The organism is Paraplanobispora siamensis (genome assembly GCF_016863175.1).
GTDB classification, from domain to species: Bacteria; Actinomycetota; Actinomycetes; order Streptosporangiales; family Streptosporangiaceae; genus Planobispora; species Planobispora siamensis.
Genome location: NZ_BOOJ01000033.1, coordinates 147,533 through 170,195 on the forward strand (window position 1 = coordinate 147,533; position 22,663 = coordinate 170,195).

Sequence of the window (22,663 nt, forward strand, 5' to 3'; positions counted from 1 at the left end):
GTGACGGGGTCCTGAGCCGTGAGCACTCTTGAGGACTACGTCCGGGGGGTGCGCTCGGGCTCCCGGCGCTGGATCGGCCGGGCCGTCACCCTCGTGGAGTCCACCAGGGCCGACCACCGGGAGCTGGCGCAGCGGCTGCTCGTCGAGCTGACCCCGCTGGCCGGCCGGGCCCGCCGGGTGGGCGTCTCCGGCGTGCCCGGCGTGGGCAAGTCCACGTTCATCGACGCGCTCGGCACCCTGCTGACGGGGGAGGGCCACCGGGTGGCGGTGCTCGCGGTGGACCCCTCCTCCACCCGGACCGGCGGCAGCGTGCTGGGCGACAAGACCCGGATGGCCCGGCTGGCGGTCGACGACAACGCCTTCATCCGGCCCTCGCCCACCTCCGGCACCCTCGGCGGGGTCGCCAAGGCGACCCGGGAGGCCATGGTCGTCGTCGAGGCGGCCGGCTACGACGTCGTCCTGGTGGAGACCGTGGGCGTCGGGCAGTCGGAGACCGCCGTGGCGGACATGGTGGACACCTTCCTGCTGCTGGCGCTGGCCAGGACCGGCGACCAGCTCCAGGGCATCAAGAAGGGCGTGCTGGAGCTGGCCGACGTGATCGCGGTCAACAAGGCCGACGGCCCGCACGAGATGGACGCCCGCCGGGCCGCCAGGGAACTGGCCGGGGCGCTGCGGCTGCTGCGCTCGGAGCGGGCGGTGCCGGTGCTGACGTGCAGCGGGCGGGAGGGCGCCGGGCTGGAGGAGCTGTGGCGGCAGATCGTCGCGCACCGCGACGCCCTGGAGGCCTCCGGCGAGCTGGCCGACAAGAGGCGGCGCCAGCAGGTCGGCTGGACCTGGTCCATGGTCACCGACCGGCTCCTGCGGCGGCTGCACGACCATCCGGCGGTGGCGGCGGCCGCCGCCGAGGCCGAGCGCGGGGTCCTCGACGGCACGCTCACGCCCGCCCTGGCCGCCGACCGCATCCTCGCGGCTTTCCTGCGGGAGGGCGGATCCCCGCAACAGCTCGGCCGTCACGCCGGGTGACCGTACCGGAGAATCCGGAAAGTCCCTTCGCGGAACTCTCGTTAACTTAGCGTTAACAGTGCTGTTTGTCCGGATGTAGAGATAATTCGGATTGGATGCGAGCTTGATCACGACTAGTGGATCATGTGATACTTCATCCGGAGAAAATGCGAATGCTGTGATGCGATGCGTTTTTAGCGTGTAACGCCCCTAAGGGGTGTACGGCGAAGCCCGGGAACGTCCGGGGGACCGGCGGCCGATCGGTCCTGACCCGTTCCCGGGTGGAGAAGGGGCACGGAGCGGTGTCCCGGTTCCCGGTGTGCCGTCCCGCCCGCGTGGCCACGCGGACGGTGTTCCGCGCTGCGCGGATTCGCTCACGCGAGGTGGGAGACGCTTGGCATGGCGATCGACGTGGGGGCCGGATCCGTCCGGCGGGTGAGGTCCATCCCTATGCGCAGGACCGTGCGCAGGCTCATGCACGACCCGGCGGGCGCGCTGCTGGAGTTCGCGCGGGAGGCCGAGGGCCAGGTCGTCCGGCTGAATCTCGGCCCGTTCCGGCCCTACCTGGTGACCCACCCCGACCACGTCCAGCAGGTGATGCGCCTGGAGTGGACGAACTACCAGCGGGTGGGGATGTTCTGGCGGCCGCTGGAGCGGCTGTTCGGCCACGGCATCATGAGTGACGGCGAACACTGGCGCACCAGCCGGGCGATCCTGCAGCCCCTGTTCACCACGAGGTACATCGCCACGCTCGCCGAGGAGATGGCCGCCCGCGTGGCCGGGCGCATCGAGGAGTGGGACGAGCACGCCCGGACCGGGCGGGACATCGACGCCACCACCGAGATGTCGGGCATCATCACCTACATCGTCAACCGGGTGCTGTTCGGGGACAAGCTGAGCCGGCAGGACGCCGAGCGCATCATCCCCGCCATCGACCTGGTGTCCCACTCGCTCGTCTACCGCTTCCTCATGCCGTTCATGCCCTACTTCATCAGGATCCCGCGTGACCGGGCCTGCCTGAGGGGCATCAAGCAGATCGACGACGTGGTGTACCCGGTCGTTCGCGAGGCGATGGCCCACCCCGACGACAACCTCGACATCGTCTCCGTGCTCTGCCGCTTCACCGACGAGAACGGCGAGCGGCTCACCGCCAAGCAGATCCGCGACGCCCTGGTGAGCGTGTACACCGCCGCGTCGGAGACCACCGCGATGATCCTCACCTGGCTGTGGCTGCTGCTGGACGGGCACCCGGACATCGCGGCCCGGCTCCAGGCGGAGATCGACGAGGTGGTGGGGGACGGGCCCGCCCGCGCCGAGCATGTCCCGCAGCTCGCCTACACGCGGATGGTCCTGCTGGAATCCTTGCGGCTGTACCCGTCGGGCTGGCTGGTGCCCCGGCACGTCATGGAGGACGCGGAGATCGGCGGTGTGCGGATCAAACGCGGTTCGACGGTGCTGATCACTCCCTACGCCACGCAGCGGCTGGAGGAGTTCTGGGAGCGCCCCGACGAGTTCGACCCCGAGCGGTTCGCATCGGAGAAGACCGCAGGCGGGGAGCGCCGGCACCGCTATTCCTACTTCCCCTTCGGCGGCGGCCCGCACAAGTGCCTGGGCGAGCACCTGTTCTACGTCGAGGCGCCGCTCATCGTGGCCTCCATCCTCAGCCGCTTCCGCCTGTCGGTGCGTACTCCGGGGCCGTACACCGTGGCCTGGGCCGCCTCGCTGCGCCCCAAGGGAAGGATCGAGCTGGGCGTGTCCTTCGCCCGGCGCGGCCGGAGCGCCGTGGCCGGACACGATCGGAGCGCGGTCGCCCGATGACGATCCAGCCCGATCCCGCCGCCCGGCCGACGGCGGCGGAGTGCGGAACGATCTGCGCCGGCGCCGGCCGCTCCCAGCGGGACATGCGCGAGTGGGCCAAGACCTATCCGGACCTGTTCTCCGCCAAGCCGTTCGACGCCGCCCTGTACAGCACGCTCTCACTGGCCATGGCCTTCAGCGGCCCGTGGTTCACCCCCGACCAGCTGCGGATGGCGAACAAGACCTCCCTGTGGGCGTTCGGCCTGGACTGGCTGGTCGACTACGCCGCCACCTCGCGGGCCGAGGTGGAGGACATCGCCCGGCGGTGCCTGGACGTGGCGGCCGGCGCCCCGCCCTTCCCCGGCGACGACCTCACGCGCATGCTCGCCGACGTCCGCGACGAGCTCGCCGCCTCACCGGCCTTCGCGGCGCTCGGGCCGGTCTGGCGCGACGAGCTCAGGTGCATGCTGGAGGGGATGCTCGCGGAGTGGCGCTGGAAGGCCGACGGGGTCACGCCGACCCTGGACGAATATCTCGACAACGCCGACAACCTGGGCTTCTCCTTCGCCTTCACCGCCCACTGGATCCACGTCACCGGTCAGGACCCGGTCGCCGGCATCGGACCGCTGCGCGAGGCGGGCCGGGCCGTGCAGCGGGTCATCCGCCTCCTCAACGACCTGGGCACCTACGAGCGGGACGTCGCCTGGGGCGACCTCAACGCCCTGCTGCTGGGCGCCGGCCGCGAGGAGGTGGAGCGGCGGGTCGCCGAGCTCGCCGCCGGGGCCCGCGAGCTGCTCGCCCCGCTGCGCGGCGCCCACCCGGGACTGGCCGCCTACATGGAGCGGCAGATGGACTTCTGCGCGGGGTTCTACCAGGTGGGCGACTACTGGGGGACGCTGTGAGCCGTACGGGCCTGCCCGTCGGATCCACCGATGCCCCGGTCCGGCCGTCCGCGCCTGCCGGGGCGCCCGGATCGGAGGCTCCGCCGGGGGCGGGCGGTCCGAGGACTGACGTGGTCGCGGAGGCGGGCGGACCGGGAGCCGGCGTGGTCGCGGAGGCCCGGGAGCTGGTGGCCGGGCTGCTGGCCGAGCCCTGGGGCCGGGTGTCGGCCTCGCCGTACGAGACGGGCCGGGTGGTGAGCCTGGCCCCGTGGCTGGCGGGCCACGCCGGCCGGGTCGACTACCTGCTCGACGCCCAGCGCGCGGACGGCGCCTGGGGCCCGCCCGGCGGGTACGCCCTGGTGCCCACCCTGAGCGCGGTCGAGGCGCTGCTGGCCGAGCTGCGGCGCGAGGCCTCCCACGCCGATCCCGGACTCCTGGCCAAGGCCGCCGCCCGCGGGCTGGAAGCCCTCCAGGAGGGACCGTACGGCGGCACGCCCCTGCCGGACCTGCCGGCGATCGAGCTGATCGTGCCGTCCCTGCTGGACTTGATCGAAGGCCACCTCGAGGCCGGGCTGCCCGGCGAGGGCCGTCCCGGGGGCCGTGGACCGGAGCTGCCGCCGGGCATGGGCAAGGCCAGGCTGACGTCGGTCCGGGCCCTGCTGGCCTCCGGCGCGGCGGTCCCGCAGAAGCTGGTGCACGCACTGGAGATCGCGGGCCACGAGGCGGCGGCCGCCTGCGGGGTCGCCCCCACCCCGATGCCCGGCGCGATGGCGGCCGTCGGCGCCTCACCCGCCGCGAGCGCCGCCTGGCTGGCCGCGCGGTACGGCGCGCGGGAGCAGGCGTCCGTGCACGAGGCCACGCCGTACGGCTCGCAGGATCGGCGGGCGGCGGACGGTGCCGTACCGGACGGTCCGGAGCGGTCGGAGCGGGAGGCCGCGGTCCGGCGGTATCTGGAGGCGGTGGTGGCGCGCTCCGGCGGGCCGGTGCCCTGCGCCTTCCCGATCACCCTGTTCGAGCGCGGGTGGACGCTGAGCTGGCTGCGGCGTGCCGGGGTCCCGGTGGACGTGCCGCCCGAGCTGGCGGCGAGCCTGCGGGAGGCGCTGGCCCCCGAGGGGGCGGCCACCGGGCCGGGGCTGCCGGCCGACGCCGACACCACCTCCGTCGCGCTGCACGCTCTGGCGCTGCTCGGTGAGCCGCACGAGCCCCGGGGGCTGTGGTCGTTCGAGACGGAGACCCACTTCTGCACCTGGCGCGGGGAGGAGGGGATGTCCCCGACGACCAACGCGCACGTCCTGGACGCCTTCGGGGAGTACGTGCGGCGCCGCGGCGGGGAGCCCCGCCACACGGCCGTCGTGGCCAAGCTGTCGGCCTGGCTGCGCGGTCTCCAGCGGGGTGACGGGAGCTGGCCGGACCGCTGGCACGCCTCGCCGTACTACGCCACGGCCTGCTGCGCGATCGCGCTGCACGAGTTCGGCGGCCCCGAGTCGGCGGGCGCGGTGGGACGCGCGGTGGACTGGGTGCTCGGCGGTCAGCGTCCGGACGGGTCGTGGGGCCGGTGGGAGGGCACCGCCGAGGAGACCGCCTACGCGCTGCAGACCCTGCTGCTCACCGGCTCGCCCGCCGGGTCGCCGGCCACGTCGCTCGCGGGAGCGCTCACCGGCGCACCGGCGGGGGACCGGCCGGGGCCGCGGGATGCCGTGGAGCGCGGGTACCGCCGGCTGCTGGAGCTGCGTGACCGGCAGGCGCCGCCTCTGTGGGTCGACAAGGACCTGTACCTGCCGGTGACGATCGTCCGTGCGGCGGTGCTGGGGGCGCTCCATCTGACGGAGCGGACGCTGGCCTTACCAGATTCTGACCCGCTCTGAAAATCCACCGTAAACCTACAAAAGGGACAGAAGGCATCATTCATTCCCCTCTGCCTTGAGTGTGTTTATGGACATTGCTAGGGTTCGGCGGGTGTGAGGTGGGATATCCCGCTGAGCCGTGACTTGTGTTGGCTATTCGGCACATTTGCCGATTGCTGAAATTGCTCGCTCTTTTCCTGTTCTCGGGGTGGATGCCATGCGCTTGCGCAACGCGCGCTTGCGGACCAAGGTCACGGCGCTTCTGGTGTCACTCACCGCACTCTGGGCATTCACCGCCTGGGTAACCGTCCGTGACGGTGTGAACATGCTGGGCGTGGCCACGCTCAACTCCGATGTGGCCGAGCCCGGCGAGCGGCTCATCGTCGAACTGCAGGCCGAGCGCAGACTCACCGCGATCATGCTCGGCGAGCCGGGAACGGAGGCCCGGTCGGAGGCGCTGACCGCTCAGCGCAAACGCACCAACGAGGCCGGCGCCGACTTCCGCAGGCGCACCTCCTCCAACGGCGTGGAGTTGCTGGGGAGCGCGGCCCTCGATCGCCGCATCGCCGAGACCATCCGGTTGCTGGACGGCCTGGAGGCCATGCGAAAGGCGATCGACGACGGCCGCGCGGACCGCACCCGGACGATCGCGGCGTTCACCGGCGTCGTCGACGCCGTCTTCCGCGTCTACGACTCGCTGGCCACGCTGGACGACGACGAACTCGCCAAGGACACCCGGACGCTCATCACGATGAACCGGGCCCGTGACATGCTGGCCCAGGAGGACGCCCTGGTGATGGGCGCCCTGACCGCCGGACGGTTCAGCGACGACGACCGCGTCCGCTTCACGCAGATCGTCGGCACCCGGCGCTTCATGCTCGGCCAGGCGGTGGCGGAGCTGCCGGCCGCCGACCAGGACGCCTACCGCAAGATGGCCGACAGCCAGCAGTTCGTCCGGCTGGCCGCCATGGAGGACCTGCTCATCGAGAACCGGAACGCGGTGGCGCTCGGGCTGGTCGACGCGGTCAAGTGGAGCGGCGACGCCCAGCCCGCGCTGTCGAGGTTCGCGCAGACCGTGCTCACCGCCGGCAGCGGCGTGGTGGAGCGCGCCGTGCCGGTGGCCACCGGCGTCATCGTCCGGCTCGTGCTCGCCGGCGGCCTGGGCCTGGTCGCCGTCATCGCCTCGGTCGTCCTGGCCATCACCACCGCCCGCGCACTGGTCCAGCAGCTGGAGAAGCTGCGGACCGCGGCCTGGGAGCTGGCCGACAAGCGGCTGCCCGGCGTGGTGGACCGCATCGGCCACGGCGAGCACGTGGACGTGGCCGCCGAGGCGCCGCCGCTGGAGTTCGGCGACGACCAGATCGGCCAGGTCGGCAGGGCCTTCAACGCCGTCCAGCAGACCGCGATCAAGGTGGCCGCCGAGCAGGCCCAGCTCCGGCGCGACATCGCCGACATCCTGCGCAACCTCGCCCGCCGCACCCAGGGCCTCGTGCACCGCCAGCTGAACGTGCTGGACGCCATGGAGCGGCGCGAGCAGGACCCGCAGGAGCTGCGGGACCTGTTCCGGCTGGACCACCTGGCCACCCGCATGCGCCGCTACGCGGAGAACCTCCTCGTCCTGTCGGGGGCGGCCCCGGGCCGCGCCTGGCGGGAGGCGGTCCCGATGCTCGACGTGGTGCGCGGCGCACTGGCCGAGATCGAGGACTACACCCGGGTGGACGTGCTGCCCATGGGCGAGGTGTCGCTGGACGGCCGGGCCGTCGGCGACGTCATCCACCTGGTGGCCGAACTGGTCGAGAACGCCGCCTCCTTCTCGCCGCCCTACACGACGGTCAAGGTCAGCGGGAGCGTCGTGGCCCACGGGTACGCGGTGGAGATCGAGGACCGGGGCCTGGGCATGGGCCCGCAGGACATCGCCGCGGCCAACGAGCGCATCGCCAACCCGCCGGAGCTCAAGCTGTCGGGCAACGCCCGCCTGGGACTGTACGTGGTCAGCCGCCTGGCCGAACGGCACGGCATCAGGGTGACGTTCAAGGCCTCGCCGTACGGCGGCACGACCGTCATCGTCCTGATCCCGCAGGGGCTGATCAGCGACGGCGGCGTCCCCGCCGGAGAGGGCGTCCCCGGCACGCGGCCCGCGGAGCCGGCCGTGGCCGCCGCCCGCGCGGAGACCCTCCGGACCCACGCGGACGCCGCCCACGCCCGTCCGGCGGTCGCGGAAGGAGTCCGTCCGGCGGTCGGGGAGGGCGCCCGTACGGCGCTCGCCCAGCCGCCCCCGCAGCCCGCCGAGGTGCCCGGCCGGGCCCCGCACCCGCACCCGGGCACGGGCACGGCGCCGGCGTACGTGAGGCCGGAGGCGCCGATGACCACGGCGTCGGTGAATTCGGAGGTGCCGGCGATGACGGCGCACGTGAACCCGCAGACGCCGATGGCCACGGCGCACGTGGGCCCGGAGGGGCCGGCGGCGTCCGGGCCCGCTCCCGGGCCGGTCCAGGGAGGGAACGTGAGCGCGGAGTCCGTACCGGCGCCACCGGCGTCGGCGCCGTCGATCATGCCGGTGCCCGACACCAGCCACACCCCCGGCGGCCTGCCGAGGCGCGTGCCCCAGACCCACCTCGCCGAGCCCCTGCGCGAGCAGGAGGCCGTGCCCCCGCCGGCGCAGGAGGAGGGCGGGGACGACGACGAGCGCTCGCCGGAGGAGATCCGCGCGGCCTTCTCCTCCTTCCAGGCCGGCACCCGCCGGGGCCGCTCCGAGGCGGCGCAGCTGCTGATCGAGGGGGGTGACCGCGCGCAGGACGATCGGCCACCCATGTGACCCCGGACGATGATCGCGATTCGCGCACGAGACCCCGCGCCGACGAGCCGCCGGAACCCGGTGGCGGCCGGCAGAAAGAGGACAACGAGTGGTGCAGGGAACAGGACCCGCCACCGATCTGGCCTGGTTGCTGGACGACCTGGTCACACGCGTGACGGAAGCCGAGCACGGAATCGTCTTCTCCACCGACGGCCTGCTGATGGCGGCCTCGGCGGGACTCGACCCCGCCGACGCCGAGCACCTGGCCGCGGTCGGCTCGGCCATCCAGAGCCTGGGCAGGGGGGTCAGCGACCGGGTCAGGGGCGGCGCGGTGCGCCAGACCATCATCGAGATGCGCTCGGCGTACCTGATCGTGTCCACCGCGGGCAAGGGCGCCTGCCTGGCGGTGCTCTGCGCGGACGACGCCGACGTCGGCCTCGTCGCCTACGAGATGGCCATGCTCGTCACCCGGGTCGGCCAGTACCTCACCTCGCCCGCACGGACGGCGGGCTCCGCCGACGGGGGCGACGCTCTGCGATGAACCCTCGCGACGAGCATCCCGACGCCCAGTGGATCGGCGAGGAGGCGGGACCGATCGTCCGGCCGTACGTCCTCACCCGCGGCCGGACCGAGCCCACCCGCGGCCGGTTCGACCTCATCACCCTGGCGGTCACCGTCCGCGCCCCGTCCCCCGGGGAGCTGGGCGTGACTCCGGAGTGCCACGCCATCCTGCGCCTGTGCCGGCAGCCGCAGTCGGTGGCGGAGATCGCGGCGCACGTCGACCTCCCGGCGGGCACCGTCCGCGTCCTGCTCAGCGACCTGCTCGACCACGGGCTCGTCACCCTGCAAGAACCACAGTCGGAGACGGACATGCAAGACGAGAGGATGTACAGGGCGGTGCTCGATGGACTCCGTGCGCTCTAGCCGCGCCGCCGGGCAGGCGGTCCTGCCCAAGGCGATCAAGATCCTGGTCGCCGGGGGCTTCGGGGCGGGCAAGACCACCCTGGTCGGCGCGGTCTCCGAGATCGAGCCGCTGCGCACCGAGGAGACGCTGACGGACCGCAGCGTCGGCGTCGACGACCTGTCGGGCGTGGAGGGCAAGGCCACCACGACCGTCGCGATGGACTTCGGCCGCATCACCATCGGCGACGCCTACCGCCTCTACCTGTTCGGCACCCCGGGCCAGGAGCGCTTCTGGTTCCTCTGGGACGAGCTGGCGCTGGGCGCGCTGGGCGCGGTCGTGCTGGCCGACACCCGCAGGCTGGCCGACTGCTTCCCCTCCCTGGACTACTTCGAGCGCCGGCAGACGCCCTTCATCGTGGCGGTGAACTGCTTCGACGGCGCCCGCCGCTACGACCTGGACGAGGTACGGCTCGGGCTGACCCTCCCTCCCGACGTCCCGGTCATGCTCTGCGACGCGCGCAGGCGGGCCTCCGGCAAGGACGTCCTCATCACCCTGGTGGAGCACGCGATGAAGGTGCGGCTCGGCAAATCCCCCTCCGGCCCGGGGCAGCTGGAGACCATCAAGTAGGGATATTTCTCTACCTTGGTGGAGAAAAACACACCCGTCTGACAGGCGGGGTTCTAGCGCTGTGTGTTCGTCATGTCACCATAACGGCGATCATGGAAGGACTGATGCGCGGAGACGCCCATGTGTGACGATCCGAGTACGTCCCCGGCCATGGCCCGGGCACTGGACGACTATCGCAAGCTGCTGGCGGAGCACGGTGTCACCTGGGGCGAGGACCCCATCTTCTATGTGAAGTCCATGGCCACCGACGCCTACCTGATGGGCCCGCGCGACTTCTGGGGCGTGTGCTACGGCATGGCCGCCGCGCGCAACCCGGGCGCCGACCTCAGGGAGCTGGAGGACGACCTCGCCGCGCTCGACATGGACGAGGTGATCCGCAACGTCCTGGCCGGGGAGGTGCTCGACAACCTCGCGGCGCTGCGGCTGACCGGGGACGGCGTCAAGCTGGAGGCCAAGGCGCAGGCCGTACTGCCCGGGCGGACCCTGCGCACGGCGCTGCTGATCGACTCGGCCCGCGAGGAACCGGCGACCGTGCTGGTGGACGGCCGGGCCCACGAGATCGGCCCGCGCGGCGCCCGCCTGGTCGAGGTCACCTCGGCCGCCCGGGTCGTCGCCGACGGCGAGCCGGTCGACCTCGCGGCCCTGACCCGCCCGGCCGTCCCCGCCCGGCTGCGGCTGCGCGCGGGACTGCCGTGCCGGTGGAGCGTGTACGGCGAGCACGGCCAGGGCTGGTACCCCGAGGACGCCCCGCACCGGCGCGACGCCCACGTGCTGCCCTACTTCCACGGCGACGACGTGGTGCTGGAGGTCCCGGCCGAGCCGCTGACGGTCCGCGTCTCGCGCGGCATGGAGTACGAATCCGCGCAGGCCGAGGTGACGCCCGTCGCGGGGCGGGAGACGCTGGTCGAGCTCGCCCCCCGGCGGCTCTACGACGCGGCGGCCAAGGGCTGGTACGGCGGGGACATGCACGTCCACCTCAACTGGGCCGGGGACATGGTCGGCACCCCCGCGCTCGCGGCGGCCATGCAGCACGGCGAGGACCTGCACGTGCTCAACCTGGTGGCCGGGAACGTCTCCTCCGAACGGGTCTACGACGCCGAGGCGCTGGAGCACTGGGCGGGCCGGGACCTGCCCTGGTCCGACGCCACCCACCTGGCCAGGATCGGCGTCGAGTACCGCAACGACCTGCTCGGCCACTTCTACGCCTTCGGGCCCGGCGCGCCGCCCTCCCGCTTCCACACCGGCTTCCTGGGCACGGCCGACTGGCCGCCCAACAGCGAGGCCTGCCGGGAGCTGCGCGACCTGGGGGCGATCACCGGCTACAGCCACCCCTTCCACGTCCCGTTCGCCGAGACCGACGGCCCGGACAAGGTGCTGCTGTGGCGGCGCAACTGCTCCTCCCGGGAGATCGTCGCCGACGCGGCGCTGGGCCTCGTCGACAGCCTCGACGTGCTCAACCACTCCTCGGTGGAGGCCACCGCGCTGGTCTACCGGCGCCTGATCGGGGCCGGCAACCGGCTGGCGGTCACCGCGGGGACCGACAGCATGGTCTCCTTCGCCCGCCGGGGCAGCCAGTCCAGCCCGCCCGGCTGGGAGCGGGTCTACGCCCGGGTGCAGGGCACGCTCACCGCGGCCTCGTTCGCCGAGGCGGTACGGCGGGGCCGTACCTTCGCCACCACCGGGCCGTGGGTGGAGCTGACCGTGGACGGGCACGGCCCCGGCGACACGCTGGACGTGCGGCCGGGGGCCCGGGTGACGATCACCGTCAGGACGGTCGGGCCCGAGGTGGAGCGGCTGGAGATCCGCACCGCCGACGGGGTGTTCGCCGAGGGCTCGGGCGGCTGGCTGACCGTCGAGCTGGCCGTGGACGAGCCGACCTACGTGGTCGCGGTCGTCTGCGGCGGGCCGCACGAGCGCAGCTTCCACCCCACGGGCGTGCACGCCCACACCAGCCCGGTCTACCTGGATGTGGACGGCCGCCACGTGGCCCGCCCCGAGGACGTCCGCTGGTGCCTGGAGTGGCTGGACGGGCTGGAGGCGCTGGTCCGCGAGGAGGGCAGGTTCGAGAGCGAGGAGCAGCTCGCCGACCACCTGGCCCTGTACGACCGGGCCCGCGAGGTCTACCGCGGCCGCCTCTGACATGATCGCCCGATGGAGGCGAACGACCTGGCGGCGGGCGAGCGCGAGCTGAGCACCATGGACCTGCGGGTGCGCCCGGAGAGCCCGCCGGGGGAGCTGAGCGCCACCGTCGAGGTCTTCGCCACGGTGCTGGCCCGGGTGGCGCGGGGCGCACCCGAGGGGACGCGCGGCTGGCACCCGTACGGCATGGCCGACGTCTCGGGGTTCGCGGGCGTGGCGTGCGACGAGATGCTCGTGCACACCTACGACGCCTGCCTCGGTCTCGGCCTGCCCTTCACCCCGCCGCCCGAGCTGAGCGAGGCCACCCTGCGCCGCCTGTTCCCCTGGGCGCCGCTGGAGGAGCGGGACGGCACCGAGGGGACGCCTCGATAGCCTGGTCCCCGTGAGATACCGGAAGGCGGCCGCCCTGCTGACGGCGGCGCTGGTCGTGGCGGGCGGGACGGGGTGCGGCGCGGGCTCGGCCGTCTCCCACTACGGGAAGATCGTCGAGGGCGGGGTCGGCAGGACGGCCGAGGTGGAGCTCACGCCCGGCGCGCGCTTCGCCCTGGCCGTCGAGGACAACGCCTCCATCGGCGACAGCTGGCGGATGGGGCCGCTGCCGGACGTGAAGGTGGCCTCCTTCATCAGCGACGAGTACGAGGGCCCGTCCGAGGCGGCCGGGTCGGGCGGCACCCGCTACTTCGTCTTCAACGCCAAGCGGCGCGGCACGACCATGGTCACGCTCACCAACTGCTGGCGCTGCGCGGCCGACCGCGTCCCCGCCGACGAGCAGAGCAGGCGTTACTCGGGAGACGCGGTCTTCCGGATCACCGTGAAGTGAAACATGCGACGCTTGGAGCATGAAACGACTGGCTGAAGTTGATCTGTCCGCCAAGCTCCCGAAGAAGGCCGCCGGTGAGCGGCTCGACGCCGCGCTGCACCGCCTGCTGCGGCTGCGGCTGATGCTCGGCGGGCAGATCGGCGACAAGCGCATCGGCCCCCCGCTGTGCGTGGTGTTCGAGGGATGGGACGCCTCCGGCAAGGGCGGGGCGATCAAGCGGCTGGTCCGCCCGCTCGACCCCCGGCACGTGCGGGTCGCCCAGTTCGCGGCCCCGACCTACGACGAGAAGCGTCACCACTTCCTGTGGCGCTTCTGGCCCGTGCTGCCCGGCTGGGGCGGCATGGCCGTACTCGACCGCTCCTGGTACGGGCGGGTGCTGGTGGAGCGCGTGGAGGGCTTCGCCACCGAGGAGCAGTGGTCGCGCGCCTACGGGGAGATCGTGGAGTTCGAGCGCACCCTCGCCGCCGAGGGCATGATCATGGTCAAGTTCTGGATGCACGTCTCCGAGGAGGAGCAGCTGCGCCGTTTCCAGGACCGGGCCGGCGACCCGCTGCGGGTCTGGAAGCTCACCGACGAGGACTGGCGCAACCGCGACAAGCGCGCCGAGTACGAGGTCGCGGTGGAGGAGATGCTGGAGCGGACCGACCACCCGGACGCCCCCTGGCACGTGATCCCCGGCGACGACAAGCGCTACGCCCGGGTCGCCGTGGTGGAGACCGTGTGCGCCGCGATCGAGGCCGAGCTGACCGAGCGCGGGCACGACCTGAGCGACCCCGCGCCGGGCTCCGCCGACGACGACTGACCCGGCGGGCCTGCCGGGGACGATGATTTTTCTCGGTCTTGACCAGCCGGGAGCGCCCGCCCTCGCGGCGGGGCGGGCGCCGGGCGGTACGGCTCTCCCGAACGGGGTACGGCAGGCAGTCCGTGCCGGTCAATCAACGAGGAGAGCACGCATGACCTTCAACCCGCTGCGCGAACGGGGTATCCCGCTGGACCGCCAGCTGCGCAACTGGCGCGAGCTGAACGTCACGCCGATCGACCCCGACCACGCCGACCCCTACACCCGGTGCCGGATCATCGCCATGAACGGCATCGAGGTCGAAGCGATCCTGTTCAGTCACCAGTTCGCCCGGCACTGCCCGGATCCGCTGGTCAAGCAGCAGCTGGCCCAGGTCCGCTACATCGAGGCCCAGCAGCAGAAGGTGGTCAACTGGCTGCTGCCCGGTCTGGCCTCGGTGCTGGAGACCACGATCGCCTACGAGCAGGTCGCGGTCGACCTGACCGCGTGGGTGGCCCGGATGGAGCCCGACCCCTACCTGAAGCAGGCCTACCAGTTCGGCGTGCTGGAGGACTTCGACCACCTGTACCGCTACGCCAACCTGTACGAGATGATCGAGCACCGCAAGGCGGAGAAGATCGTCGACAACCTCACCGAGGTCACCCCGGGCCGGCCCACCTACCTGCACCACCGCAACCCGATCGACAACCTGCGCGAGCCGTACGACAAGACCGCGGCCGCCCCGATCTCCAAGCTGCACGCGCTGACCATCATGGCCGCCGAGCAGCAGACCATGAACTTCTACATGAACGTCGGCCCCACCTACATGGAGCCGATCGCCCGCCAGCTCTACCAGGAGATCGGGCTGATCGAGGAGGAGCACGTCACCCACTACGAGTCACTGGTGGACCCGGGCGAGACCTGGTGGGAGATGCTGCTCAACCACGAGTACAACGAGTGCTACATGTACCACTCCTTCATGGAGACCGAGTCCGACCCGAAGGTCAAGGCGATCTGGGAGCTGCACCTCAACATGGAGCTGGAGCACCTGCGCATCGCCGCCGAGCTGTTCAAGCGGCACGACGGCCGCGACCCCCAGGAGGTCGTCGCCCCGCAGCTGCCGGCCCCGGTGACCTTCGAGCCGAACAAGGCCTACCTGCGAGAGCTGCTGGCCACGCAGATCGACTTCACCACGATCGGCACCGGCTACGTGCAGGACATGCACGAGCGCTTCGAGCAGATGCAGGAGGCGATCCACGGCGGCGACGCGTCCCAGGCGCCCAGCGAGCAGGTGATCGTCGAGAACCGCAACAAGGCCGGACGGGAGTACCGGCACGAGACCGACGGGCCGCACCCCGTCCACAGTCTGCGCGCCGACCGCTGACACTCGCTCCCCCCGGGCGCCGACACGGCAGGGCCCGCGACCTCGTCCGGAGGTCGCGGGCCCTGCCGTGTCCGGCGCGTTGCCGGGGCCGCCTGCCGGGGTGCCGCGCTGGATGCGGCGCCCGGCGGATACCGCCTCAGCCCTGCTTGCCCATCGCCTGGCGGATCACGTCGCGGACCCGGTCCATCATCGCGACCGGCGTGCCGATCAGCAGGTTCTTGGTCGCCGACTCGGTCCCCGGGTGGGGGTGGGTCGGGGCCATCGCCTCGGCCGCCTTGACCCCGGCCGCCATGGCGCGGCGCTCGGCGTCGGAGGCGTAGGCGCGCAGCTTCTGGAACTCGTAGCGCTCCTCGCTGCGGGCGTGCGCCTCCACGGCCGCGCGCAGCAGCAGCAGGTTCTCCATGAACTGCGGGTCCTCGGGACCGGCCTGGTCCATCTTCATCAGCAGCTGCTTGGCCTCGTGCTCCTCGGCCAGGCGGTCGTCGACCACGGCGTCCCCGCCGTCCAGCTTCCTGCGGGCGTAGGGGTGGACGATCTCCTCCTCGGCCGTCTCGTGCACCGCCAGCAGCCGGACCAGCCGCTGGAAGGCCTCCGGCCGCTCGGCGGCCGAGGCCTTCTCCACCTCGTCGAACATGTCCCTGATCAGGGAGTGCTGGGCCAGCAGCAGGTCGACGACGTCGTTCTCCTCCATCGCCTCGGGGCGCGGGTGGGCCTTGACCATGTCGATCTCCTTTTTTCAGACTTCTTCCGGCAGGCGTGGCCTACCCGCCCCGCCGGGGAGAAACCAGGAGGGTGGCGGGGTCCGCCTCACGGCGGCCGCCGCCCCCCTGCTCGGCGGGGGGTTTGCCGGGATGACAATCGGGCATCGGCGGGCCATGGGAGACGACGCTGCGAAGGACCCGGGCGGTGCCGCGCTCGCCCGGGCGCACGGAGTGTTCAACGTGTTGTCGGGAGTCTGGCCGCTGGTGCACCTGCCCAGCTTCGAGAAGGTCTTCGGCCCCAAGGAGGACGACTGGCTGGTCCGTACGGTGGCCGGGCTGCTGGTCGGGGTGGGCTGGTCGCAGCTGCGCGCCGCGGGCGAGCCCGGCGGCGTCCGGCACGCCCGGCGGATCGGGATCGCCACCTCGGCGACCCTGCTGGCCATCGACCTGATCTACGTGCCGAGCGGGCGGATCCGCCCCACCTACCTGCTCGACGCCGCCGCCGAGGCGGCCTGGATCGCCGTCTGGCGGGCCTCAGGTCACAGGTCGAGGGCGGAGGGGCCGAAGCGGTCGCGCAGGAAGCGGCTCTGATCGCGCAGGGCCTGCTCGTCGCCCCGGTGCACCGCCTCGGCCACCGTGCGCAGGGCCGAGTCCAGCAGGTCGAGCTGGACCAGCAGCTCCTCGTGGGCGCTGCGCTCCCGGTCGCCGCGGCGGGTGAGCGCGTAGGCGGGGGGCAGGTTGGCGTAGGCCTCCAGGCCCGAGGGCAGATAGTCGCGGATCGTCTGGGAGACGACGTGCAGGTGGTCGGGGGAGGTGGTCAGCGCCTCCGCCCGGTCCAGCACCCCGGCGATCACCTCGGCCAGGGCCTCGACCCGTGCCACCACGTCGACCGGGAAGCGCCCCGAGCCGCGCACCCGGCCCAGCAGCGCCTCCAGCTCCGCCCGGAGCGGGCCGGTCTCGGCCTCGGCGTAGGAGACGGCCGCCCGGGTCCGGTCCGCCGGGGCCAGCAGCGCGCCCACGCCGTACAACCCGGCCACCACCACGGGCCAGAACGCGCCGGCCAGGCCGAGGAAGTGCGCCAGCAGGCCGGCCAGGGCGAGCGCACAGCCGATGATGTTCCTGGTCGAGCCGAGGTACCCGACCACCCGGTCAAGCATGTGCGCGGCCTCCCCGCTCACTGGTAGCCACGGATCTCCTTGAACGCCGCGGCCAGCGAGCCGTCGCGGGCGTCGAAGACGGCGCCCCCGGTCAGCTCGGCGACCGCGTTCATCTCCTCCACGTCGCTCTCCCCGAACAGCACGACGAAGGTCCGGGGCCGGCGCCCCTCGGGCAGCGTCCGGTACAGGGACTCGAAGTCCTCCAGCGAGGCGCCGTCGGTGTTCTCGCCGTCGGTCATGAGCACGATCGAGGTGTAGTGGTCCGGGTCGGCCCGGGTGCTCTCGGTGTAGGCGGCCCGCAGCCCGTCGTAGATCGCGGTCCCGCCGTCGGCGCCGAGGCCCTGGGCGTACCCCTCGATCTCCTCCAGCACCGGTCCGGGGTCGCCCGCGGGCAGCGTGAAGGTGCGCGACGCCTCGACGCCGTCGTTGAACGGGATCATGGTCACGGTCTCGCGGCTGCGGAACCGGGAGAACGTCCCGGAGGCCGAGCGGTCGGCGCCGGTCAGCATGACCAGGGCCTCGCGCAGCGCCTCGATGCGCTCGCCCTGCATCGAGCCGGAGGTGTCCAGCACGAACAGGGCGTGCGCGGGCACCCGCGCCTCGTCGAGGTAGGCGGTGATCAGCTGGTCGGCGGCGGCCCTGCGGTTGGGGAAGGGCAGCTCCAGCAGCGGCGCCGTGCCGAACTCCGGTCCGGGCTCGACCTCGGGCACGACCGGCCGCCGGTGGGTGGTGGTCATGATCTCCCGCTGCGTGTCCGGCGTGCGCAGCCAGGCGGCGAGCCTGCCGTACAGCTCCCGCTTCTCCGGCGGCGCGGAGGCCAGCAGGGTCAGCGGGTAGTCGGCGGTGACCACGCCGTCCTCCGGGTAGACGAGCGTGAGGTCCTTCAAGCCCAGCAGCACCGACTCGTAGTTCACGATGCCGTCCACCCCGCCCTGCCGGGCGTAGGCGTCGGCCAGCCAGCCCGACGACCCCGCGGTCAGCCGCTGGGCGGAGAAGAACTCCTTCAGCTCCGGCGTGACCGCCGAGACCTGCGCGGCGTCGAGGGCCTCCCCGGCGTCCGACAGCGCGGCGGCCACGCCGACCAGCGCGGAGAAGCCGGAGTTGGACGAGGCCGGGTTCGCCATGCCGAAGGTGAACTTCCCCTCCCGGGCGGCGGTGGCGATCTGCTTCCAGCTCGCCTTGCCGTCCTGCCAGCCGAGCTCCCGGGCCTTGGCGGTCCGCAGGCCGAGCAGCACGGGGGAGACCATGATCCTGGTCTCGGTGGACAGCCGGGCGGGCGCCCCGTCGATCAGCGACAGGTAGCGGTTGGAGGAGAACCAGACTGCGTCGTACCTGCCGTCGGCGCCGCCGCCGGCCACCTGCTCGGCGCCGTCCAGGGTGCCGGTGTAGGAGATCTTCACCTTGAGCCCGGATCGGGACAGCAGGGGTTCGAGGTCCTTGACCTCGCTGCCGGCCAGGATCCGCAGGGTGTCCGGATCATCGCCGATGTCGTCGGGCCCGCACGCGGCCAGGCCGAGCACGAGAGCCAGCGCCAGCGCCGCTCCCAGGAACGGCCGGGCGGTCATCGGCCCTCCTCCGCGGCCCGCTCCAGGTAGGTCCTGGCGTGTTCCAGTTCGCCGCCGAGGCTCTGGACGGTGACCGCCATGCTCTCCACGGCCTGGGCGCGGAAGGAGTCGATCATGTCCATGGTGGCGTAGACGTTGTCGAAGGCCCGGCGCAGGGAGTCCATGTCCACCGTGGTGGAGGCCGCCTGGTTCTGGATGGCGCCCGCCTGGGTGCGCAGCATCTCGCTGGTGGCCAGGATCAGGTCGCTCGTCGTGGCGTTGAGCGCGCCGATCTGGTCGAGCACCAGCTTCTGGTTGGCCAGCGCCTGGGCCACCGTGACCGCGGTGCGCAGCGCGGCGACCGTCGTGGTGGTCGCCCGGCCCACGCCCTTGATGAGCTCCAGGTTGTTCTTGCGGACCAGGTCCAGGGCGAGATAGCCCTGGGCGGAGACGGCCAGCTGGGTGAGGACGTCCTGGTGCTTCTGCCGTACGGTGAACAGCGCGTCGGAGCGCAGCGCGGTCGCCCTGTCCGGGTCGGCGGCCTCCAGATGGAGCAGGCGCTCCTCCAGGGCGGCGTCCAGTGCGGCGGCCATCACCGCGTACTCCTGCAGGCGGGTCATCGCCTCCCACAGGTTCGCCTTCTCGCCCTCGATCGCGGCGTTGTCCTTCAGCAGCTCGTCCCGGCCGGACTTCAGCGCCCGGATGATGTCGTCGATGTGCTTCTGCGCGTTCTGGTACCTGGCGAAGTAGTCGCGCAGCCGGTCGCCGAAGGGGATCAGCCCGAGCAGCCTGCGCGTCCCGCTCGCCGCCTGCTTCGGGTCGAGGTCCACCACCGTACGGCGCAGCGCCGCCAGCTGCCCGGCCACCCGGCTCTGGGCGTCGGCCGCCTCACCCTTGGCCGAGGCCAGGGCGGCGACGGGACGCTTGAGCATGCGGTTGGCCACCTGGGAGGCGGCGCGGATCTCCGAGCCGCCCATCGAGGAGATGTCGTGCACCTTGCGGGTGAACTCCGGCACCCGGGGGTCCGTCCCGGCCAGCTCCGCGGCGAAGTCCCGGGCCTTGGCGGCCAGCTCGTCGGCGCGGCCGTCGGGCAGCGGCAGCATGGTCGCGGCGCGCTCGGCGGGGACGGCGGTCACCGGCGTGGGCGGGGTGAGCGTCAGGTCGGGCGGGGTGGGCGTGAGGCCGACGCCGGTGGTGTCCGCGCCCCCGCGGCCCGTCGTGTCCCCGGGCGTGTTCGCGGCCGTGTCGTGAGCCACGGTCAGGATCCTCCTTCGGCCTGCGGTACGGCGCCGCCGGCGTAGAGCCGGTCGATGGCGGTGATCAGCTGTTCCAGGCGCTCGTAGACGGGGGGCTCGACCACGTCCACGAGGTCGCGGGGGACGGCGGCCCTGCGCTCGGCGACCAGGTCCGCGAAGGTCTTGGGATCGGCGGTGCGGAAGCCGTGCTCGGCGGCCAGGCGGCGCAGCCCGGGGTCCTCGGTCAGCAGCCGGCCGACCTCGCCGCCCTGCTCGGTGAGCGGCACCAGCGTGTGCTTGCTGAGCACGGTGGGCGCGGGGTAGAGCAGCCGCATCTCGGGGGTGATCGAGCCGTCGCCGGAGAACAGGCGCGACAGGTACTGGGCCTCGTAGGTGACGACCATCGGCGTCTTGCCCGAGCCCATCACCAGATAGTCCTCGAACGGCGCCTCGGTCGAGGACTGCGAGTAGCCCTGGTCGAGGAAGACCGGCGCGACCTTCTCGGCCACCCCGGGCACCTGCTCGGCGGTGGTGACCACGTCCTCGCCGTTGGCCACGTAGCTGGTCATCGCCAGGTACATGGCCGCGGAGTTGGAGGTCCTGACGTCGGTGGTGGTCAGCAGCACCCGCTTGCGCGCCGGGTAGGCGGTGTTGCCGGGGAACCTGTCCCACCGGGCCCCCTCGGCCACCAGCTCCAGATACCGGGCCATGTCGAGCACCTGGTAGCCCCGCCCGGAGTCGCGCACCAGCCCCGCCTCGGTCAGCACCTCGACGATCGGCTGGAAGGTCGCCACGGTCATCGGCGAGTAGAAGGGGGAGAAGACCCGGGAGACCCCCCGATCCTTCTTGATCTTCTCCGCCGCGGGCAGGCTGGAGGGGAACGCGAAGGCGTAGTCGTCGAGCCCGACCTCGGTCGCGATCTGCCGGGAGCCGGCGGTGTCCACCTCCACCCGCAGCCCGTGCCTGTCGAACGCCGCGCGGACCCTGGGGTCGTCGAAGAACGGCTTCTTCTCCGATCCGATCACACCCCGCACCACGGCCGGGCCGCCGTCCCCGTTACCGAGGACGACCGCCGTCACGACCGCGGCGCCGAGCAACAGCGCCAGGACGACGCCGATCGATCGTTTCATTTCACCCCTTTTCCTGAAAATCCCCTGTAATGGGGATTATTGGAGGCCAGGAAAAGGGGTGCGGCGCCTGCAGGGCGATATCCGGGAGAATTCAGCCCGTGTTCATTTTCCGGTCATACCTCAGGCTGGTTTGACCGCTTTGTCGTACAGAGAGTCCAGGACGTCCTTGTAGCGGTCCTCCACCTCGCGGCGGCGGACCTTCATGCTGGGCGTCAGCTCGCCGCTCTCCACGGTGAAGTCGGCGGGCAGGATCGCGAAGTCCTTGATGGTCTCGTAGCTGGCCAGGCCGGCGTTGACCGTGTCGATCGCCACCCGCACCTTCTCGCGCAGCGCGGGCAGCGAGGCCAGCTCGGCCGGGTCCTCGGGCAGGCCCTCGGACTTGGCCCAGGCGGTGACCACGTCCGGGTCCAGCGTCACCAGGGCCGTGCAGTAGTTGCGCCGGTCGCCGTGGACCACGACGTGGGACAGGAACGGGCAGGCGGCCTTGATGCGGCCCTCCAGGTGCTGGGGCGCGACGTACTTGCCGCCGGAGGTCTTGATCAGCTCCTTCTTGCGGTCGGTGATGCGCAGCCGCCCGGCCTCGTCGAGCTCGCCGATGTCGCCGGTGTGCAGCCAGCCGTCCTGGAGCGCCTCGGCGGTCTCCTCGGGCAGCCCGTGGTAACCGCGCATGATCCCGTGCCCGCCGATCAGGATCTCGCCGTCGTCGGCGATCCGCACGGTGACGCCGGGCAGCGGCGGGCCGACCGTGCCGAACTTCACCTTCCCCGGCAGGTTGACGAAGCTGCCGGCCGAGGACTCGGTCAGGCCGTACCCCTCCAGGATCGGCAGCCCGGCCGCGTCGAAGAACTCCGCCATCTCCAGCGACAGGGGCGCCGAGCCGGAGATGAAGTAGCGCACCCGCCCGCCGAACCTGGCGCGGAGCTTGGCGAAGACGAGCCGGTCGGCGATCGCGTACCGGGCGCGCAGGGCGGCGGACGGGGCACGGCCCTCCTGCCGGGCGCGGCTGACCTCCAGGCCGGTGGCGCGCGCCCAGCGGAACAGCCTGAGCTTGATCCCGCCCTCGTTCTGCACGGTCGCGGTCACGGTGTTGTGGATCTTCTCGAAGATCCGGGGCGCGGCGGCCATCACGGTGGGCCGCAGCTCGCCCAGGTTGGCCGCGATGCGGTCCAGGCGGCCGTCGATCGCGGTCGGCGTGCCCGCCGCGATCACCACGGCCTCCAGCAGCTTGCCGAACGAGTGGGACATCGGCAGCCAAAGGAAGTGCAGGTCGTCGGGGGTGAGGAGGTCGATCTCGACGGCCGCCCTGGCCGTCTGCAGCCAGTTGCGGTGGGTCAGCTCCACCCCCTTGGGGCGGCCGGTGGTGCCGGAGGTGTAGATCAGTGTGGCCAGGTCGTCCTCGGTGACGGCGTCCACCATCCGGTCGTACTCGGCCGCGTCGGTCTTCGCACCGGAGGCGGCGACCTGGTCGAGGGTGAGAACCCAGCCCTCCTCGTCCGCCTCGCCGTCGATGACGATCACGTGCTTGACCGCGGGGATCTCGCTCCTGACCGAGCGGAGCTTGGCCACCTGGTCGTCGTTCTCGGCGATGACCAGCACGCTGCCGGAGTCGGCGGCGATGAACGCGCACTCGGAGGGGGTGTTGGAGGGGTAGATCGTGGTGGTCGCGGCCCCGGTGGACAGCACCGCCAGATCCGCGAGGATCCATTCGATCCGGGTCCCGCAGAGCACCGCCACCCGGACGCCGGGCTCGGCGCCGAGCTCGCGCAGGCCCAGCGCCAGCGCGCGGATCCGCGCACCGGCCTCCGACCAGGTGAGCGAGGCCCACCCGCCTGCGGAGGGGTGGCGGAAGGCCTCCGTGTACGGTGTCGCCCGGATCCTGCTCCGCAGCATCGCGGGAAGGGAGCCGGTGAATTCGACGCTCATGAC

Annotated in this window: 20 protein-coding genes; 14 read left to right on the forward strand and 6 right to left on the reverse strand. The window is 72.3% G+C overall.

Translation table 11 applies throughout. From position 1 onward, the window contains the following. Positions 1-18: 18 nt before the first annotated feature. From meaB to Psi01_RS21085, 13 genes are all read left to right on the forward strand, one after another. On the forward strand, positions 19-1,023 hold the full coding sequence (meaB, locus tag Psi01_RS21025; RefSeq protein WP_204065761.1) for a methylmalonyl Co-A mutase-associated GTPase MeaB: 1,005 nt from the start codon (positions 19-21) through the stop codon (positions 1,021-1,023). A 378-nt stretch (positions 1,024-1,401) separates the two neighbouring features. Further along, entirely contained in the window at positions 1,402-2,820 is a 1,419-nt protein-coding gene (locus tag Psi01_RS21030) for a cytochrome P450 (protein ID WP_204065762.1), read from the forward strand. Then, on the forward strand, positions 2,817-3,701 hold the full coding sequence (locus Psi01_RS21035; protein ID WP_204065763.1) for a terpene synthase family protein: 885 nt from the start codon (positions 2,817-2,819) through the stop codon (positions 3,699-3,701). The genes Psi01_RS21030 and Psi01_RS21035 overlap by 4 nt, the downstream gene beginning before the upstream one ends. A 143-nt stretch (positions 3,702-3,844) precedes the next feature. Continuing rightward, on the forward strand, positions 3,845-5,545 hold the full coding sequence (locus Psi01_RS21040; RefSeq protein WP_239127888.1) for a prenyltransferase/squalene oxidase repeat-containing protein: 1,701 nt from the start codon (positions 3,845-3,847) through the stop codon (positions 5,543-5,545). 196 nt (positions 5,546-5,741) lie between these two features. After that, the gene (locus tag Psi01_RS21045; RefSeq protein ID WP_204065765.1) at positions 5,742-8,339 is read left to right on the forward strand and encodes a sensor histidine kinase; all 2,598 of its coding nucleotides are present in this window, start codon (positions 5,742-5,744) and stop codon (positions 8,337-8,339) included. An 88-nt stretch (positions 8,340-8,427) separates the two neighbouring features. Continuing rightward, positions 8,428-8,859: a roadblock/LC7 domain-containing protein gene (locus Psi01_RS21050; RefSeq protein ID WP_204065766.1), complete on the forward strand. Its 432-nt coding sequence runs from the start codon at positions 8,428-8,430 to the stop codon at positions 8,857-8,859. Continuing rightward, positions 8,856-9,242 (forward strand): DUF742 domain-containing protein, encoded by a 387-nt coding sequence (locus Psi01_RS21055; protein ID WP_204065767.1) that lies wholly within the window; start codon positions 8,856-8,858, stop codon positions 9,240-9,242. The genes Psi01_RS21050 and Psi01_RS21055 overlap by 4 nt, the downstream gene beginning before the upstream one ends. Then, positions 9,223-9,849 (forward strand): GTP-binding protein, encoded by a 627-nt coding sequence (locus Psi01_RS21060; RefSeq protein ID WP_204065768.1) that lies wholly within the window; start codon positions 9,223-9,225, stop codon positions 9,847-9,849. The genes Psi01_RS21055 and Psi01_RS21060 overlap by 20 nt, the downstream gene beginning before the upstream one ends. A gap of 120 nt (positions 9,850-9,969) precedes the next feature. Beyond that, positions 9,970-11,988, forward strand: a complete 2,019-nt coding sequence (locus Psi01_RS21065) for a CehA/McbA family metallohydrolase (protein ID WP_204065769.1) — start codon at positions 9,970-9,972, stop codon at positions 11,986-11,988. Positions 11,989-12,000: 12 nt separating this feature from the next. Further along, the gene (locus tag Psi01_RS21070) at positions 12,001-12,360 is read left to right on the forward strand and encodes a hypothetical protein (RefSeq protein WP_204065770.1); all 360 of its coding nucleotides are present in this window, start codon (positions 12,001-12,003) and stop codon (positions 12,358-12,360) included. Between the two features lie 10 nt (positions 12,361-12,370). Then, positions 12,371-12,808 carry a protease inhibitor I42 family protein gene (locus Psi01_RS21075; RefSeq protein ID WP_239127889.1) on the forward strand — a complete coding sequence of 146 codons (438 nt, stop codon included), beginning with the start codon at positions 12,371-12,373 and terminating at the stop codon, positions 12,806-12,808. Between the two features lie 19 nt (positions 12,809-12,827). Further along, positions 12,828-13,610, forward strand: a complete 783-nt coding sequence (locus Psi01_RS21080; protein ID WP_204065771.1) for a polyphosphate kinase 2 family protein — start codon at positions 12,828-12,830, stop codon at positions 13,608-13,610. Positions 13,611-13,761: 151 nt separating this feature from the next. Next, on the forward strand, positions 13,762-14,970 hold the full coding sequence (locus Psi01_RS21085; protein ID WP_204065772.1) for a hypothetical protein: 1,209 nt from the start codon (positions 13,762-13,764) through the stop codon (positions 14,968-14,970). Positions 14,971-15,106: 136 nt separating this feature from the next. On the opposite strand, the gene Psi01_RS21090 is transcribed toward Psi01_RS21085, so the two are convergent. Next, positions 15,107-15,691, reverse strand: a complete 585-nt coding sequence (locus tag Psi01_RS21090; RefSeq protein WP_239127890.1) for a hemerythrin domain-containing protein — start codon at positions 15,689-15,691, stop codon at positions 15,107-15,109. A gap of 154 nt (positions 15,692-15,845) precedes the next feature. On the opposite strand from Psi01_RS21090, the gene Psi01_RS21095 reads away from it, so the two are divergent. Then, entirely contained in the window at positions 15,846-16,262 is a 417-nt protein-coding gene (locus Psi01_RS21095) for a hypothetical protein (RefSeq protein ID WP_204065773.1), read from the forward strand. Here Psi01_RS21095 and Psi01_RS21100 read toward each other — a convergent pair. From Psi01_RS21100 to Psi01_RS21120, 5 genes are all read right to left on the reverse strand, one after another. Continuing rightward, the gene (locus Psi01_RS21100; RefSeq protein WP_204065774.1) at positions 16,211-16,828 is read right to left on the reverse strand and encodes a hypothetical protein; all 618 of its coding nucleotides are present in this window, start codon (positions 16,826-16,828) and stop codon (positions 16,211-16,213) included. The two genes, Psi01_RS21095 and Psi01_RS21100, sit on opposite strands and share 52 nt — an antisense overlap. Positions 16,829-16,845: 17 nt before the next feature. Then, on the reverse strand, positions 16,846-18,393 hold the full coding sequence (locus Psi01_RS21105; protein ID WP_204065775.1) for a VWA domain-containing protein: 1,548 nt from the start codon (positions 18,391-18,393) through the stop codon (positions 16,846-16,848). Beyond that, positions 18,390-19,628: a toxic anion resistance protein gene (locus Psi01_RS21110; protein WP_239127891.1), complete on the reverse strand. Its 1,239-nt coding sequence runs from the start codon at positions 19,626-19,628 to the stop codon at positions 18,390-18,392. The genes Psi01_RS21105 and Psi01_RS21110 overlap by 4 nt, the downstream gene beginning before the upstream one ends. Positions 19,629-19,630: 2 nt before the next feature. After that, positions 19,631-20,737 carry a hypothetical protein gene (locus Psi01_RS21115; RefSeq protein ID WP_204065776.1) on the reverse strand — a complete coding sequence of 369 codons (1,107 nt, stop codon included), beginning with the start codon at positions 20,735-20,737 and terminating at the stop codon, positions 19,631-19,633. Between the two features lie 120 nt (positions 20,738-20,857). Beyond that, positions 20,858-22,660, reverse strand: coding sequence for an AMP-dependent synthetase/ligase (locus Psi01_RS21120; RefSeq protein ID WP_239127892.1), 1,803 nt, complete (start codon positions 22,658-22,660; stop codon positions 20,858-20,860). Between the last annotated feature and the right edge of the window lie 3 nt (positions 22,661-22,663).

Coding starts and splice junctions, on each gene's coding strand:
- Psi01_RS21120 (WP_239127892.1), bottom strand. CDS start 22,660: ATGAGCGTCGAATTCACCGGCTCCCTTCCCGCGATGCTGCGGAGCAGG.
- Psi01_RS21085 (WP_204065772.1), top strand. CDS start 13,762: ATGACCTTCAACCCGCTGCGCGAACGGGGTATCCCGCTGGACCGCCAG.
- Psi01_RS21080 (WP_204065771.1), top strand. CDS start 12,828: ATGAAACGACTGGCTGAAGTTGATCTGTCCGCCAAGCTCCCGAAGAAG.
- Psi01_RS21035 (WP_204065763.1), top strand. CDS start 2,817: ATGACGATCCAGCCCGATCCCGCCGCCCGGCCGACGGCGGCGGAGTGC.
- Psi01_RS21090 (WP_239127890.1), bottom strand. CDS start 15,691: ATGGTCAAGGCCCACCCGCGCCCCGAGGCGATGGAGGAGAACGACGTC.
- Psi01_RS21045 (WP_204065765.1), top strand. CDS start 5,742: ATGCGCTTGCGCAACGCGCGCTTGCGGACCAAGGTCACGGCGCTTCTG.
- Psi01_RS21105 (WP_204065775.1), bottom strand. CDS start 18,393: ATGACCGCCCGGCCGTTCCTGGGAGCGGCGCTGGCGCTGGCTCTCGTG.
- Psi01_RS21115 (WP_204065776.1), bottom strand. CDS start 20,737: ATGAAACGATCGATCGGCGTCGTCCTGGCGCTGTTGCTCGGCGCCGCG.
- Psi01_RS21060 (WP_204065768.1), top strand. CDS start 9,223: ATGGACTCCGTGCGCTCTAGCCGCGCCGCCGGGCAGGCGGTCCTGCCC.
- Psi01_RS21070 (WP_204065770.1), top strand. CDS start 12,001: ATGGAGGCGAACGACCTGGCGGCGGGCGAGCGCGAGCTGAGCACCATG.
- Psi01_RS21055 (WP_204065767.1), top strand. CDS start 8,856: ATGAACCCTCGCGACGAGCATCCCGACGCCCAGTGGATCGGCGAGGAG.
- Psi01_RS21095 (WP_204065773.1), top strand. CDS start 15,846: ATGGGAGACGACGCTGCGAAGGACCCGGGCGGTGCCGCGCTCGCCCGG.
- Psi01_RS21030 (WP_204065762.1), top strand. CDS start 1,402: ATGGCGATCGACGTGGGGGCCGGATCCGTCCGGCGGGTGAGGTCCATC.
- Psi01_RS21100 (WP_204065774.1), bottom strand. CDS start 16,828: ATGCTTGACCGGGTGGTCGGGTACCTCGGCTCGACCAGGAACATCATC.
- Psi01_RS21065 (WP_204065769.1), top strand. CDS start 9,970: ATGTGTGACGATCCGAGTACGTCCCCGGCCATGGCCCGGGCACTGGAC.